This is a genomic window from Nostocoides veronense (genome assembly GCF_039531185.1).
In the GTDB taxonomy this organism is placed as follows: domain Bacteria; phylum Actinomycetota; class Actinomycetes; order Actinomycetales; family Dermatophilaceae; genus Nostocoides_A; species Nostocoides_A veronense.
On the sequence record NZ_BAAAPO010000006.1, the window covers coordinates 42,979 to 57,922 of the forward strand.

Below are 14,944 nucleotides of genomic sequence, written 5' to 3' on the forward strand. Positions count from 1 at the left end.
CGTGGATGCGGAGCACATGGGCAAAGATCTGGAGCGCGTGCTGGTCACCGAGGAGGAGATCCACGCGCGGCTGGCCGAGCTGGCGCAGGAGATCTGGGACCACTATGCCGGCGAGGAGTTTCTCCTGGTGGGGGTGCTCAAGGGTGCGGTGCTGGTGATGGCCGACCTGATGCGCGCCCTGCCAGGCAGCGCGCCGATGGACTGGATGGCGGTCAGTTCCTATGGCTCGGGCACCAAATCCTCCGGTGTCGTGCGCATCTTGAAGGACCTCGACACCGATATCACCGGCCGGCATGTCGTCATCGTCGAGGACATCATCGACTCGGGCCTGACGCTGTCCTGGATTCGGGCCAACCTCGAATCGCGCGGGCCAAAGTCGGTTGAGATCTGCACCCTGCTGCGCAAGCCCGAGGCGGCCAAGGTCCAGATCGACTGCCGCTGGGTCGGCTTCGACATCCCCAATGAGTTCGTCGTGGGCTATGGCCTGGACTTCGACGAGCAATACCGCAACCTGCGGGTCGTCGGCACGCTCGCCCCGCACGTCTACTCCTGATCACCTGATGGATTGACGGCAGGCGCGGAACAATGGCGCGCCGTTCGTGCGTTGGCATGAACGGACTCGACCACCCGTCGGCGCGCTCTCGTGTGCCGGTGTAGTTTCGTCCAACACGATCCGTCCGTTACCGGTCGGCGCCCGACAGCGCCACCGAGCACCGCAAGGAGCCCGGCCTCTTGGCCAACACGAAGTCCTCCAACGCCAAACGGCTGGCCCGCAACCCGTTGTTGTGGGTCATGGCCCTGCTCACCTTGATGGTCGTCATGTTCTCCATGAACGGCGATGGTGGGTATTCCCGGATCGACACCTCCGCCGCGACCACCTTGATCAATGAGGGCAAGGTCGCCGAGGCGCGCTTCTCCAGCGAGAACGTCCTCGACCTGACGCTCAAGGACGGTCAGACCTACTCCACGGCCGGCGTCCGCGACGCGACCAAGGTGCGCACCGAGTTCATCGACGCCCGGGCCGAGGGACTGGTGAAGCTGGTCGATGAGAAGGTGCCCACGGCATACAACGACACCATCGAGCACCCTAGCGTGCTCGGATCGCTGCTCTTCTCGCTGCTGCCGCTGATCATTCTCATCGGCCTGTTCTGGTTCATGATGAGCCAGATGCAGGGCGGCGGGTCCCGCGTTATGCAGTTCGGCAAGTCAAAGGCCAAGCTCGCCACCAAGGACACCCCGAAGGTCACCTTCGCCGATGTCGCCGGCGCCGATGAGGCCGTCGAGGAATTGCACGAGATCAAGGAGTTCCTCGCGGAGCCGGCGAAGTTCCTCGCCGTCGGGGCCAAGATCCCCAAGGGCGTGCTGCTGTATGGCCCGCCCGGCACCGGCAAGACGCTGCTCGCCCGCGCGGTGGCCGGCGAGGCCGGAGTGCCCTTCTATTCGATTTCGGGTTCCGACTTCGTCGAGATGTTCGTCGGTGTCGGTGCCTCGCGGGTCCGCGACCTCTTCGAGCAGGCTAAGGCCAACGCCCCGGCGATCGTCTTCGTCGACGAGATCGACGCCGTCGGTCGCCACCGGGGCGCCGGCCTCGGCGGTGGCCACGACGAGCGCGAGCAGACCCTGAACCAGTTGCTGGTCGAGATGGACGGCTTCGACGTCAAGACCAATGTCATCCTCATCGCGGCGACCAACCGGCCCGACATCCTTGACCCGGCGCTGCTGCGCCCGGGCCGCTTCGACCGGCAGATCGCGGTCGAGGCGCCGGACATGATCGGCCGCCACCGCATTCTCGAGGTGCACGCCCAGGGCAAGCCCATGGCTCCCGGCGTCGACCTGCTCGCCGTGGCCCGCCGCACGCCCGGTTTCACCGGCGCTGACCTGGCCAATGTCCTGAACGAGGCGGCGCTGCTCACGGCGCGCTCCTCCGGTCACCTGATCACCGACGCCACGCTCGATGAGGCGATCGACCGGGTGATGGCCGGCCCGCAGAAGCGCACCCGGATCATGAGCGCCAAGGAGCGCAAGATCACGGCTTACCACGAGGGCGGGCACGCTCTGGTGGCCGCGGCGATGAACCACACCGATCCGGTCAGCAAGGTGACGATCCTGCCGCGCGGGCGCGCCCTCGGCTACACCATGGTGCTGCCGAGCGACGACAAATACAGCACCACCCGCAACGAGATCCTCGACCAGCTGGCCTACGCCCTCGGTGGCCGCGTGGCCGAAGAGATCATCTTCCACGACCCGACGACGGGCGCCGCGAATGACATCGAGAAGGCCACGGCGATGGCCCGCAAGATGGTCACCGAATACGGCATGTCGGAGCGAGTCGGCGCCATCAAGCTCGGCCAGAGCCAGGGCGAGGTCTTCCTCGGCCGCGACTACGGCCACCAGCGCGACTACTCCGAGCATGTCGCCGGCATCGTCGACGAAGAGGTGCGCCGGCTGATCGAGGCCGCGCATGACGAGGCGTGGCACGCGCTGAATGACAACCGGGACGTCCTGGACCGGCTGGTCTTGGAGTTGCTGGAGCGTGAGACGCTGAACGCCAAGGAGATCGCCGAAGTCTTCCGCGATGTCCGCAAGCGACCGATGCGCCCGACCTGGCTCTCCTCTGAACACCGCTTGCTCTCCGACAAGCCGCCCGTGCTCACCCCCGCCGAACAGGCTGCCCTCAACGGCTCTGGGGCGCCGGCGGGCGCCGTGCCGGTTGCCGGCGATCGCGCGACGGAGGCCGCCATCGACCGGGCAGCCCAGGTCGGCGCCTCGCCCTACGCCCAGGACGGCCCCACGACGCAGGTCATCGAGACGCCCGAGGACGCTCCGGTCAACCCTGACGGCCACCTCTGATGCGGGGCTGTCCATGACTGACTTGTCCCCGGCGCCGGTCGACGGTCCCCGCATCGAAGCGGCGGTTCGCGAGATCCTGCTCGCCATCGGCGAGGACCCTGATCGCGACGGTCTGCAGGACACGCCAGCGCGCGTTGCCCGGGCGTATGCCGAGAGCTTTGCGGGTCTGCACGCGGACCCGGCCGAGGTCTTGGCCAAGAAGTTCGCCGTCGATCACCAGGAATTGGTGATCGTGCGCGATATCGAGATGTACAGCACCTGCGAGCACCACTTGCTTCCCTTCCATGGCGTCGCGCACATCGGCTACCTGCCGCAAGGTGGCGTGGTGACCGGCTTGTCCAAGCTGGCCCGGCTGGTGGATATCTATGCCCGGCGGCCCCAGGTCCAGGAGCGGATGACCGGCCAGATCGCCGACGCGCTCGTGGAGCACCTCGATGTTTTGGGGTGCATCGTCGTCGTCGAGGCCGAGCATCTGTGTATGTCGATGCGCGGCATCCGCAAGCCCGGCGCCAGCACGATCACCTCGGCGGTCCGTGGCATCCTGGCGCGCAGCGCCACCACCCGCGCCGAGGCGATGTCACTGTTGGTGAGCGGGAATCGGTGACCCGCCCGCTCGTCATGGGCGTGGTCAATGTGACGCCCGATTCCTTCTCCGACGGCGGTGCCTGGTTTGACGCGGGGGCGGCGGTCGCGCACGGCCGTAAGCTGGCCGCCGAGGGTGCGGACCTGATCGATGTGGGCGGCGAGTCGACGCGTCCGGGTGCCCAGCGGCCCGATGCGGCGGAGGAACTGCGCCGGGTGGTGCCAGTCGTCTCCGCGCTCGCCGCGGAAGGGCTCGCGGTGTCCGTGGACACGATGCGCGCCGAGGTGGCGGCGCAGGCGCTCGCGGTCGGCGCTCGGGTCGTCAATGATGTCTCCGGCGGCCTCGCTGATCCCGAGATGGCGGGCGTTGTGGCGGGCAGCGGCGCCGATTTTGTGGCGATGCATTGGCGAGGTCACAGCGCCGATATGCAGTCGCGAGCGGTCTATGACGATGTCGTCGCGCAAGTGCGGGATGAATTGCTCGAGCGGGTTGCGGCGCTGACCTCGGCCGGTGTGGACCAGGCGCGCATCGTGCTCGACCCGGGACTCGGCTTCGCTAAATCACCCGAGCACAATTGGGCCGTGCTGCGCGGCTTGGACGGCATCATCGGCCTGGGTCATCGCGTGCTCCTCGGGACCTCCCGGAAGCATTTCCTTGGACTGGTCGGTCGGGGTGCGCAGCCGGCACGGGTGCCGCTGGCCCGCGACACGGCGACTGCCGTGACCAGTGCGTATGCTGCCGACGCCGGGGTTTGGGCCGTCCGCGTGCACGATGTGCCCGGCACGATCGACGCGCTCGATGTGTGGGCGGCCTGGCACGGCCCTTCTGAGGAGTCGATGTGAGGAGTTTGTCGCGGCCCGCGGATCGCATCACCTTGACCGGCCTGCGCGCCACCGGATATCACGGGGTCTTCGAGCACGAGAAGCGCGAAGGTCAAGAGTTCATCGTCGACATCGTGCTGTCGGTGGATCACCGGCTGGCCGGGCGCACCGACGACCTGGACGACACGCTTAATTACGCGCAGGTCGCGGAGGTGGCGATCGCGCGGATTACCGGACCGTCATACGACCTGATCGAGGCACTCGCCGAGGCCATCGCGGGGGACTGCCTGACCCTCGACGGGGTCGCCCACGCGGAGGTGACGGTGCACAAGCCCGGGGCGCCCATTGCGCATACCTTCTCCGATGTCAGCGTTACCGTTACCCGGGCCCGCAGCGCCGAGGTCGTGATCGCGCTGGGGAGCAATCTCGGGGACCGCGAGGCGACGCTGCGCGCCGCGGTCAGCGAATTGCGGGGGGTGCCGGGTCTGCGGGTGCTCGCCGTCTCCCGCCCGGTCGAGACCGATCCGGTGGGCGGGCCCGAGCAGGGCGACTACCTCAATGCCGTTATCCGTGCGCGCACCGACCTGGCGCCATATGACGTGCTGTCGACCCTGCACCGGATCGAGGCCCGACACGGCCGCACGCGCGCCGTGCGCTGGGGTGAGCGCACGCTGGACCTCGACCTGATCCAGTACGGCAGCCCCGGTGAGCGTGACGAGGTCCGCAGCGACGACCCCGCCCTGCTGCTGCCGCACCCGCGGGCCGTCGAACGGGCCTTCGTGCTGCTCCCGTGGCTGGACGCCGATCCGCGCGCGCGGGTGCGCGTCGGGGCGGACATCGTGCCCCTCGCCGCGCTCGTGACGAGCGTCGACTCCTCCGGTGTCCGGCCGTATGCCGGGGTGCTCGGGTGACCGGTCGGGATCGGGTGCCGGGGGTCGTTGGGTTGCCCGGGGGCTCGGGTGAGCGGCGGGCGCTATCTGCGGGGGTGCCCAGATGACCGGCGGGCGCGGTCTGCGCTGGCATATTCCGGCCGGGTTTGCGCTCTTCGTGGCGGGGCTGGTTGCGCTGCTCACGCGCCGGCTGATGCAAAGCGGTACCTTCCCGCCGCGCGTGCCCATGGCGGCCGTGATCCTGATCGCGATCCTCGGCATCGTCGTGTTGTGGTTCGGCTGGGCGGTGCGCGGCTACCTGCGCGGCCGCAAGGCCGACCTGAACGCCATCCGCGCCGCGCGCACCCTGGCCCTCGCCCAAGCGGCCGCCCTAACCGGTGCCGCCCTGATCGGGTTGTATGCCGGCCAGGCTCTCGGCCTCGCCCCGGACTGGGACCTCAAGGCCGCCCAGCGCCTGTTGCGCGGCTACGCCCTTGGCCTCGGCGCCTCCGCCTGGCTCCTCCTCGCCGGCCTGCTCGCCCAATCCTGGTGCCGCATCCCCCCGCGCGAACGCGACGACGCGTCGTGAGGCCGGCGGGCTTCCTAACCTCTGCCAGGCCCTGTTGCGAAACTCCCGGACGGGGTCCCCGCGAAGTATCGGAGCTGGGTCCCACGCTCTGCGTGGGCGGTACGAGCGTGGGTCCCACGCACTGCGTGGGCGAACTTCGTGGGGTGTCCTAGCAGCAGTTAGTCGAATCCGCACACCGTGCAAGCTGTGCGCATTCAACTACCGTGCGCTGACTTCTGCGCCCTGCCGGGCCGCGAGGAGTTGCTCGCGCAGGATGTCGGCGTGGCCGCAGTGCTGGGCCAGTTCGCGCAGGACATGCAGCAGCACGAAGCGCAGGGGCAGCGGGCCGCGCCGGTTGCCGGTGACGATGTCATCGAGGCCCAAGCCGGCGACGCGGGCCCGGGAGGAGATGAGCGCAGCGGCATACGCCTCCTGCACCGAGGCGATGGTGTCGCCTGGTGCCAGGTCGAAGGATGCGTCCACGTCCTCGGGTATGCCGATCTCGGGCCGCGGCCGACCGGTGATCGCCTCGTCGAACCACACCTGCTCGACGAAGGTCGCGTGCTTGACCAACCCAAGCAGGGTGGTCTTGGACGGCACCAAGCGGGCCCGAGCCTCGGCCTCACTCAGCCTGTCGAGGCAACCGGCGAGCAGGGCGCGGTGGTCGTCGATGAAAGCCCACAATTGCTCGGGCGCCGGTGCGTGCCAGATCTGCGGATCGAAAGCCCCCATCGGGCCACTCACTTGTCGACGTCGCCGACGACGAAGAACATCGAGCCGAGGATCGCGACCATATCCGCGATCAGACAGCCGGGCAGAATCTGCGAGAGCACCTGGACGTTGTTGAAGGACGCCGAGCGCAACTTCAGCCGATGCGGCGTCTTCTCGCCGGTGGAGACGAGGTAGTAGCCATTGAAGCCAAGCGGGTTCTCGGTCGCGGTATATAGCTCGCCCTCGGGCACCTTGAGCACCTTGGGCAGTTTCACATTGACGGGCCCGCGCGGCAGCGTTCCGAGCCGCTCGACGCAGGCCTGGGCGAGGTCGAGACTCACGTGCGTCTGCTCCAACAGCACCTCCAGCCGGGCCTGGCAGTCTCCCGCGGAGCGGAGGACGACCCGCCCGGGACCGCCGTCGGCAAAGAGCTCGTCGTATGCCAGATAGGGGGCGTCCCGCCGCAGGTCCACATCGACCCCGCTGGCCCGGGCGATGGGCCCGGACACGCCATAAGCATGCGCGAGCGCAGGGGGGAGGACTCCGACGCCGCGGGTGCGCGCGGCGAGGATCTCGTTGCCGACGATGAGCGACTCAAGGTCCGGCATACGCCCCCGCACCGCCGCGATCGCGTCCTCGACGCGGCCCAGCCAGCCTTGGGGCAGATCGTCTTTCAGGCCGCCGACGCGATTGAACATGTAGTGCATCCGGCCGCCGGAGATCTCCTCCATGACCTGCTGGAGTTCCTCGCGCTCGCGGAAGGCGTAGAAGACCGGAGTGATCGCGCCGAGTTCGAGCGGGTAGGACCCAAGGAACATCAGGTGGTTGAGCACCCGGTTCAACTCGGCAAGCAGAGTGCGGGCCCACACGGCGCGCACGGGCACTTCCATGCCGAGCATCGACTCGACCCCAAGCACCACGCCGAGTTCGTTGCTGAACGCCGAGAGCCAGTCGTGCCGGTTCGCCAGCACGATGATTTGGCGGTAGTCGCGGACCTCGAAAAGCTTCTCGGCCCCTCGGTGCATGTAGCCGATGATCGGGTCGGCCGAGATGATCCGCTCGCCGTCAACGACGATCTTCAGCCGCAAGACGCCATGCGTCGCAGGATGCTGTGGGCCGATATTGAGGACCATGTCGGCCGTGGCCAGGCCGCCCGCGCCCACCCCGACCGTCAGTTCCGTCGGGGCCGGTGTCGTGCTCACCCGGCCACTCTATGGCGCGACCTGCCGATCGTCGCGGAGCCAGCCTCGGTCGTGGACGCGGGCGGGCTCGGGGCGGGAAGTCTGCGCTTACCCCCTGCTCTAAAGCAGGCTCTGGCGCATGCTTTCGGCATCCGGAGAGAAATGGGGGATAGGTGATGCGCCAAGCTTGGGGCGTGCACGCCGATCTCCTCGACTTCAGCGACCCGCAATTCGTTGCCGATCCGTATGCCGCCTTCGCGGCTCAGCGGGCGGCCGCGCCGCTTGCCTGGCATGAGGGCCTGCAGGCCTTCGTCGCGACCTCGCACGCGACCGCCTCGGCAGTGCTGCGCGAGCGGCGGCTAGGGCGCATCTTCGCCGCACGCGAACCCGAAGCGGACTGGGAGACCTTCAACTGGCTGCACGCAGACTCCATTCTCGACTCCGAGCCGCCCAAACACACTCGGCTTCGCCGGCTCGTCGCGGGTGCCTTCGGCCGCGGCCACGTCCAACGGCTGGCGCCGCGCATCGAGGAGCTTGCTTCCGGGCTGCTCGACGAGGCCACCGACGGCGAGGCGCCTTTCGATGTCATTGAGACGTATGCCGAGCCACTGCCGGTCCTCGTCATCGCCGAGTTGCTCGGCTTCCCGGACATCGACCGGCACCTGCTGCGTCCGTGGAGCCAGGCGATCGTGAAGATGTATGAGGTCGATCGGACTCCCTTGCAGGAGAAGGAGGCTCGCGAAGCGTGTCGGGACTTCGCGGCCTATGTTTCGCAGCTCGCGGCGGCGCGGGCTAAGACCCCCGGCGAGGACTTGCTCACCGATCTCGTCCAAATCCGCGATGGCAGCGACAAGCTGTCCGAGCGCGAATTGATCGCCACCGCAGTCCTGCTGCTCAACGCTGGGCACGAGGCCTCGGTCAATGGTTTTGGCAATGGCTTGCATAGTTGGCTCGCTGCAGGGAAGCCCGGCACCGTAGAGCCGGAGAATACGGCAGCCGTGGAGGCGATTGTCGAGGAGTTCCTGCGCCACGACTCGCCGCTGCAGCTTTTCGAGCGCACGGCGACCGACGATCTGGAGATCGACGGTGTGCGAATCGCCAAGGGGCAGAAGGCTCTTGCGCTTCTTGGAGCGGCCAACCGGGACCCGGCACTCTTCCCGGACCCGGATCGCTTCGACCCCGCGCGCACCCCCAACAACCATCTCGCCTTTGGTCTCGGGATCCACTTCTGCATCGGCGCGCCCCTCGCCCGGCTGGAGATGCAGATCTCCACGCGCCTGCTGCTGGAGCGCTATCCCGACGTGCGGCTCGTCGAGGCCATTCGCCGGCCGACCTTCGTCTTGCGCGGCTTCGAAAAGGTCGTCATCGCACCTGCGTGATCGCCCACCAGAAGTCGCCGAGCGGCGCATTCAGCAGCTCTGCGGCCGCCGAGTTGCGCTGCAGCGCAGCAAGATAGGCCGCTGGCTCCCGCCGGGCCAGGTCGTATGACGCCCGCTCACCCCCCACTCCCAACTCCCGGAGCGCTTCGCGCTGGGTGACCAGCCGATGGTGCGGCAGCGCGTCAACGGCGACATGCGAGGTCAGATCGCACGACCCGTCCGCGAGCGGGGGAACCTGCCGCCCGTCGCGATAACCCGTGAGTGTCCCATCGAACGGGCGCCACCCCACGAGATGGCCATAGTCGACGGCCACGACCACTCCACTCCCGACCCGGCCGATGAGATCAGCCAGGGCACGATCACGCGCCAGCCCAACCTCGACGCGCGCCCCCGGCCGCTCGAGCAGATCGGCATACCAACGCCGTGCCCACGCCACCTCAGAAGGCCCGAAGGTCGCGCTGGCCCCGGCCCGTTCGCCCAGCCGCTCCTCGCCGAACGAGTTCACTTCCACCTCGCGCAGGACGCCACGATCGTCCACCTGTCCGATCGGCACCGGGATGACATCGAGCCATTCGTTCGCGAAGACGAGGGTCTTCGTCAGCGCACCGAGATCCGGCAGGGCGGCGCCGCCGGGTGACTGCACCCACTCCACCTGCTCAGCCAGCCCGGCCGGCCGGGAGACGATGTCCACCCCAATCAGCTGCACCGCGCAGCCCGCTTGCGTGACGGCCGCCGCCAGGTGCCCAAGCAACTCCCCGCGCCCCGCCCCGAGGTCGACGATGCCGGCATACCCATCCCGCAACGCCCACCCCACCAGGGCCTCGGCAAGCACCGCGCCGGCCGGCCCGTGGCACGAGGTCGCGAAGTGCCCGGCGGGCCCGGTTGGTCGACGGTAGAAGCCCTGCGCGCCATAGAGCGCCTCGCGCCACGCGCTGACCCACGGCTGCACTCGCCCGAGGCTACCCGCACGCCGCGCGACCCCTGGATGATTGACTTTGCCGGTGACGATGCCGCCGCTGCCGCCCGGACGCCTGCGCGTCGGCGTGGTCGGCGCGGGCAAGGTGGGGGCGGTCCTTGGGGCGGCGCTCGCGGCCGCTGGGCACCTGATCGTCGCGGTGAGCGCGGTCAGCGAGGCGTCCCTCGCGCGAGCCGCCGACCTGCTGCCTGATGCCCCCGTCAAGCCCGTCGACGAGGTGGTCGCCGAGAGCGATCTGGTCCTGCTCGCGGTCCCGGACGACGCCCTCGCGGACCTCGTCGCCGGCCTCGCGGCCACGGGAGTATGGCGGCCGGGCCAGTTGCTGGCCCACACCTCCGGTCGCAGTGGGCTCGGTCCGCTGGCCCCGGCCATCGCACTCGGGGTCGGCGGGATGGCGATCCACCCGGCGATGAGTTTCACGGGCACAGGCATGGACCTGATGCGCCTGCGGGACTGTTGTTTTGGCGTCACCGCTCCGCCAGAACTGCTCGCCCCGGCCAGCGCGCTCGTCGTCGAGATGGGCGGCGAACCCTTGGTCATCGATGAATTCGACCGCGTCAGGTATCACCTGGGCCTCGCGCATGGCTCCAATTACCTTGTCACGCTTGTCGCGCAGGCCGCCCAGATCCTGCGGGGCGCTGGCGTCGACAACACCGACCGGCTCTTGCGTCCCCTGCTGTCGGCCGCCTTGGACAATGCCCTGCGCTCGGGTGACGCAGCCCTCACCGGGCCCGTCGCGCGCGGGGATGCCGGTACCGTGGCCGAGCACTTGCAGGTTCTCGAGCGGGAAAGCTCGGACGTTGACGAGGTCTACCGCGCCCTCGCCGCGGCCACCACGACCCGCGCAGAGAACGGCCGCCGGCTTTCGGCGGCCGCGGCGCGCAGCATACGAGAGGTTCTGGACCCATCGAAGGAGACACCGTGACCAGCTCGCCGGAGACATCCGGACCCGTCGTCGCCCGCACCCGCGACGAATTACGCGCGGCGCGGAAAGCGCTGACCGGCAACGAGATTGCCGTCGTCATGACGATGGGCGCGCTGCATGACGGACACGCAACGCTGATTCGGCAGGCGCGGGCGAGCGCCGATCGCGTCATCGTGACGATCTTCCTCAACCCCCTGCAGTTCGGGCCGCGTGAAGACCTCTCGCGTTATCCGCGCACCTTCGATGCCGACCTGGAGATTTGCACCGAGTTCGGGGCGGATGTCGTCTTCGCGCCCACTCCCGATGTCATCTATCAGGACGGCGATCCGGGCGTCCGCCTGTCCGCCGGGCCGCTCGGGGACGTGCTCGAAGGTCAGTCCCGGCCAGGGCATTTCGATGGGATGCTGACCGTCGTCGCGAAGCTGATGCACCTAACCGGAGGATCGGCGTTCTATTTCGGACAGAAGGACGCTCAGCAGTTGCTGCTCATCCGACGGATGGTCCGAGACCTCGATTTCCCCGGCCGCGTCATCTCGGTGCCGACCGTGCGCGAAAGCGACGGGCTAGCGATGTCGAGCCGCAATATGTACCTCACCGACAGCGATCGCGAGGTGGCGCTCAGCCTGTCCCGCGCTCTGAAAGCCGGTGCCGCAGCCGCCACCGAAGGACCGTCCGCGGTGCGTCGGGCGGCCCGAGCCGTCCTCGTCGCCGAACCGCTCGTGCTGGTCGACTACCTCGTCCTTGTCCACCCGACGACGCTCAAGGACGTGCCGGAGTGGTATCGCGGCGAAGCGCTCCTCGCGGTCGCCGGCAAGGTCGGAACGACCCGCCTCATCGACAATCTGCCCGTCCTCGTCGGCCCCGGCGGCGGCGCGCTCCAGGTCTTCAGCAATCCCGACCAACTCGGCCCGGCCGAGCTGAGGTAAGGCAGCCCATGCTCCGAAATATGTTGCACTGCAAGATCCATCGCGCCACCGTCACGCAGGCGGAGTTGCACTATGTCGGGTCGCTGACCATCGATCGCGACCTGATGGATGCCGCGGGATTGCTGCCCGGTCAGCAGGTTGATGTCGTCGATGTCGACAACGGTCACCGGCTGACGACCTACGCGATCGAGGGTGAGCGCGGGAGTGGAACGGTGTGCATCAATGGCGCGGCGGCTCGCCTCATCTCACCCGGTGACCTCGTCATCATCATTGCCTACGCCTTGATGACCGATGAGGAGGCAACGACCTTCGAGCCGCAGGTCGTCTTCGTCGATCGGCGCAATCGGATCGTCGAGGTCGGCCACGACGCCGGCGATGTTCCGGACGGATTCGGACTGCAGACCTCCGCCGTCACCAAGCGTCGCCACCAGTGAATCCTGTTGCCATGAAAGACTTTCCGCGTATGCCGGATGCTCGCCTCCCGCGGTATCTGCGCGCTGGCGCCCCCGGCTGGACGACGAGCGCCGAGGTCGTCGTGGTCGGTTCCGGCATCGCGGGGCTGACCTGCGCCTTGCGATTGCGCGAGCAGGTTGACCGGGTCCTGCTCGTCACCAAGACCGTCTTATCGGCCGGCTCGACGCAATGGGCGCAGGGTGGGATCGCTGCTGCGCTGGACCCTGAGGACTCCCCGCAGGAGCACCTCGATGACACGCTTGTGGCGGGTGTTGGGCTCTGCGACGAGGAAGCCGTGCGCGTGCTCGTCACCGAGGGTCCGGTGCGGGTGCGCGAACTCGTCTCTCTCGGAGCGGAATTCGATCGCGCTGCGAGTGGCGAGATCCTGCTCACGCGCGAGGGCGGTCACCACCGGGACCGGATCGCGCACGCCGGGGGAGACGCCACCGGGGCTGAGATTTCGCGGGCGCTCATCGAAGCGCTGAACCGGGTCAAGAATGACCCCGGCATCGAGGTCATCGAGCACGCGCTCGTCGTCGACCTGCTCACCGGCGACGCCGGACAGGTATGCGGGGTCACCCTCCACGTCATCGGCGAGGGCCAGCACGACGGTATCGGATCGGCATACGCCCGGGCTGTGGTCCTGGCGACCGGCGGGCTCGGCCAGGTCTATTCCTCGACGACCAATCCCTCCGTGGCGACCGGCGACGGCATGGCGGCGGCGCTGCGCGCCGGGGCGCGGCTCGCTGACCTGGAGTTCGTGCAATTCCACCCGACGGTGATGTTCCTCGGCGAGGGGTCGACGGGGCAGCAGCCACTGATCAGCGAGGCCGTCCGCGGTGAGGGCGCCTTCCTCGTCGACGACGCGGGCGTCCGCTTCATGCAGGGATTGCACCCGCAGGCCGATCTCGCGCCGCGCGATGTCGTCGCGCGAGCGATCGTCGCGCGGATGCGGGAAACGGGCGCCGATCACGTCTGGCTCGATGGCCGACATCTCGGAAAAGACTTCTTGGAGAAGCGCTTTCCTTCGATCGTCGCCCGGTGCCGCGAGCTCGGCTACGACCCTGCCACGCAACTGCTCCCTGTCGCGCCCGCGCAGCACTATGCCTCCGGTGGCATCTGGACCGACCTCGCCGGCCGGTCAACGCTGGATGGGCTGTATGCCTGCGGTGAGACCGCCTGCACCGGTGTCCATGGCGCAAACCGGCTCGCCTCCAACTCCCTGCTCGAGGGTCTGGTCTTCGCCAACCGAATCGCCGATGACATCGCCGAGCGCATCGGCCGTGGCGAACTGACGCCCGCGACGCCGGTGCCGCCACGTGATGACGCCGTGCTCCTCGATGCCTCGCGCCGCCTCGATGTTCAACGCACGATGACGCGGGGTAGCGGTGTGGTGCGCACCGCGGAGGGGACGCGGGCGGCATATGACGCGCTCGTCGCCCTGCTGGCGGAGCAGAGCACGGCGATTCCCACGACCGAGGCCTGGGAGACGACCAATCTCGCGCAACTCGGCCTGGCGCTCACCGCGGCCGCGCACGCCCGGGAGGAAACACGTGGCGGGCACGAGCGACTCGACTTCCCCGAGCGCGATGATGCCCACTGGCTCGGGCACCTACACCACCTTCGCACGCCCGATAGCGTGGCGATGTCCTATGTCGCACAGGAGGATTCGGCCAGATGACTGGTTTTGACCTGCCCATCGAGGATGCCGTGCGCGTGGTGCGCGCCGCCCTCATCGAAGACCTCGGTGGCCTCGACGGCGTCGACGTCACGACCGAAGCGACCATCGATCCGGCGACGCAAGCCGTGGGCCAGATCGTCGCTCGGGAACGCGGGGTCGTTGCCGGTCTGCCGCTCGCGGCGATGGTGCTCGCGGAAACTGCGGCGATCACGAGTGGCGGGGAGGTGGAGTGCGATGTCGTTGCGGCAGAAGGAGATCTGGTCGAACGCGGCACGGTCCTCGCCGAATTGCGGGGCCCGGCCGCGACCATCCTCACGGCCGAGCGAACCATCCTCAACATCATCTCCAGGATCTCCGGGGTGGCCACGGCAACGCGCGCGTGGGCCGATGTCCTGGCCGGCACCGACACCACCGTGCTCGACACGCGCAAGACGACGCCAGGGCTGCGTGCGCTGGAGAAGTACGCCGTCCGTGCCGGTGGGGGCACCAACAAACGCATGGGTCTTTATGACGTCGCGATGATCAAGGACAACCACAAGCTCGCGGCCGGCTCCATCTCCGCGGCCTACGAGCGCATCCGCGAACGCTTCCCGGATGTGCCGATCCAAGTCGAGGTCACAACGGTCGCCGAAGCCCTCGAAGCGGTCGGTGTCGGAGCCCGATTCATCATGTGCGACAACATGTCTCCGGCGCTGCTGTCCGAAACCATCGAGGCCATCAGCGCCACTGGTGAGACCGTGGAAGTCGAGGCCACCGGCGGCCTGACCCTAGAGAAGGCGCCCGCCTATGCCGCCACCGGCGTCGACTACCTCTCCGTCGGCGCCCTCACCCACTCGGCCCCCATCCTCGACATCGCCCTCGACTTCGTCGACTAGGCGCACCCCTCCAGCCAACCGCAATGTTACCGGCGGGGACTTGACAGTTATGGGACGGTGAAGGTCCATCACGCTCTAGGGGGGCCTCAATGATTCACCGTGCATTTCGTCTCACCGTCAGCGCTCTATCCGGCCTTGCCATGGTC

The 14,944-nt window shown here is 68.3% G+C and carries 15 protein-coding genes; 12 read left to right on the plus strand and 3 right to left on the minus strand.

The genetic code is table 11. The features are described 5' to 3' along the window. Position 1: 1 nt before the first annotated feature. The 6 genes from hpt to ABD225_RS01265 all read left to right on the plus strand — a co-directional run bounded on the left by hpt (position 2) and on the right by ABD225_RS01265 (position 5,712). The gene (gene hpt / locus ABD225_RS01240; protein WP_344080081.1) at positions 2–553 is read left to right on the plus strand and encodes a hypoxanthine phosphoribosyltransferase; all 552 of its coding nucleotides are present in this window, start codon (positions 2–4) and stop codon (positions 551–553) included. Between the two features lie 239 nt (positions 554–792). Further along, positions 793–2,850 (plus strand): ATP-dependent zinc metalloprotease FtsH, encoded by a 2,058-nt coding sequence (gene ftsH, locus ABD225_RS01245; protein WP_344080668.1) that lies wholly within the window; start codon positions 793–795, stop codon positions 2,848–2,850. 13 nt (positions 2,851–2,863) lie between these two features. Further along, positions 2,864–3,454: a GTP cyclohydrolase I FolE gene (gene folE, locus ABD225_RS01250; protein ID WP_344080084.1), complete on the plus strand. Its 591-nt coding sequence runs from the start codon at positions 2,864–2,866 to the stop codon at positions 3,452–3,454. A gap of 14 nt (positions 3,455–3,468) precedes the next feature. Further along, positions 3,469–4,275 (plus strand): dihydropteroate synthase, encoded by an 807-nt coding sequence (folP, locus tag ABD225_RS01255; RefSeq protein ID WP_344080671.1) that lies wholly within the window; start codon positions 3,469–3,471, stop codon positions 4,273–4,275. Next, entirely contained in the window at positions 4,272–5,165 is an 894-nt protein-coding gene (folK, locus tag ABD225_RS01260) for a 2-amino-4-hydroxy-6-hydroxymethyldihydropteridine diphosphokinase (protein WP_344080087.1), read from the plus strand. Before folP ends, folK begins: the two co-directional genes overlap by 4 nt. 82 nt (positions 5,166–5,247) lie before the next feature. Continuing rightward, complete coding sequence (locus tag ABD225_RS01265; protein ID WP_344080090.1) at positions 5,248–5,712, plus strand: DUF3180 domain-containing protein; 465 nt, start codon at positions 5,248–5,250, stop codon at positions 5,710–5,712. Positions 5,713–5,910: 198 nt separating this feature from the next. Here the strand turns inward: ABD225_RS01265 and ABD225_RS01270 are convergent, their stop codons facing one another. Continuing rightward, complete coding sequence (locus tag ABD225_RS01270; protein WP_344080093.1) at positions 5,911–6,423, minus strand: DinB family protein; 513 nt, start codon at positions 6,421–6,423, stop codon at positions 5,911–5,913. Between the two features lie 8 nt (positions 6,424–6,431). After that, complete coding sequence (locus tag ABD225_RS01275; RefSeq protein WP_344080674.1) at positions 6,432–7,535, minus strand: NADH-quinone oxidoreductase subunit D; 1,104 nt, start codon at positions 7,533–7,535, stop codon at positions 6,432–6,434. 242 nt (positions 7,536–7,777) lie between these two features. On the opposite strand from ABD225_RS01275, the gene ABD225_RS01280 reads away from it, so the two are divergent. Beyond that, entirely contained in the window at positions 7,778–8,962 is a 1,185-nt protein-coding gene (locus ABD225_RS01280) for a cytochrome P450 (RefSeq protein WP_344080096.1), read from the plus strand. On the opposite strand, the gene ABD225_RS01285 is transcribed toward ABD225_RS01280, so the two are convergent. Further along, positions 8,946–9,911, minus strand: coding sequence for an SAM-dependent methyltransferase (locus tag ABD225_RS01285; RefSeq protein WP_344080099.1), 966 nt, complete (start codon positions 9,909–9,911; stop codon positions 8,946–8,948). The two genes, ABD225_RS01280 and ABD225_RS01285, sit on opposite strands and share 17 nt — an antisense overlap. Before the next feature lie 58 nt (positions 9,912–9,969). Between ABD225_RS01285 and ABD225_RS01290 the strand changes: the two genes are divergently transcribed. From ABD225_RS01290 to nadC, 5 genes are read left to right on the plus strand one after another with little or no spacing between them, the layout of a single operon-like run. Next, positions 9,970–10,863, plus strand: coding sequence for a Rossmann-like and DUF2520 domain-containing protein (locus ABD225_RS01290; RefSeq protein ID WP_344080677.1), 894 nt, complete (start codon positions 9,970–9,972; stop codon positions 10,861–10,863). Continuing rightward, entirely contained in the window at positions 10,860–11,789 is a 930-nt protein-coding gene (gene panC / locus ABD225_RS01295; RefSeq protein ID WP_344080102.1) for a pantoate--beta-alanine ligase, read from the plus strand. The genes ABD225_RS01290 and panC overlap by 4 nt, the downstream gene beginning before the upstream one ends. A gap of 8 nt (positions 11,790–11,797) precedes the next feature. Further along, positions 11,798–12,223 (plus strand): aspartate 1-decarboxylase, encoded by a 426-nt coding sequence (gene panD, locus ABD225_RS01300; RefSeq protein WP_344080105.1) that lies wholly within the window; start codon positions 11,798–11,800, stop codon positions 12,221–12,223. 11 nt (positions 12,224–12,234) lie between these two features. Beyond that, the gene (locus tag ABD225_RS01305; protein WP_344080108.1) at positions 12,235–13,923 is read left to right on the plus strand and encodes an L-aspartate oxidase; all 1,689 of its coding nucleotides are present in this window, start codon (positions 12,235–12,237) and stop codon (positions 13,921–13,923) included. Further along, on the plus strand, positions 13,920–14,798 hold the full coding sequence (nadC, locus tag ABD225_RS01310) for a carboxylating nicotinate-nucleotide diphosphorylase (protein WP_344080110.1): 879 nt from the start codon (positions 13,920–13,922) through the stop codon (positions 14,796–14,798). Before ABD225_RS01305 ends, nadC begins: the two co-directional genes overlap by 4 nt. The last annotated feature ends 146 nt before the right edge of the window (positions 14,799–14,944 follow it).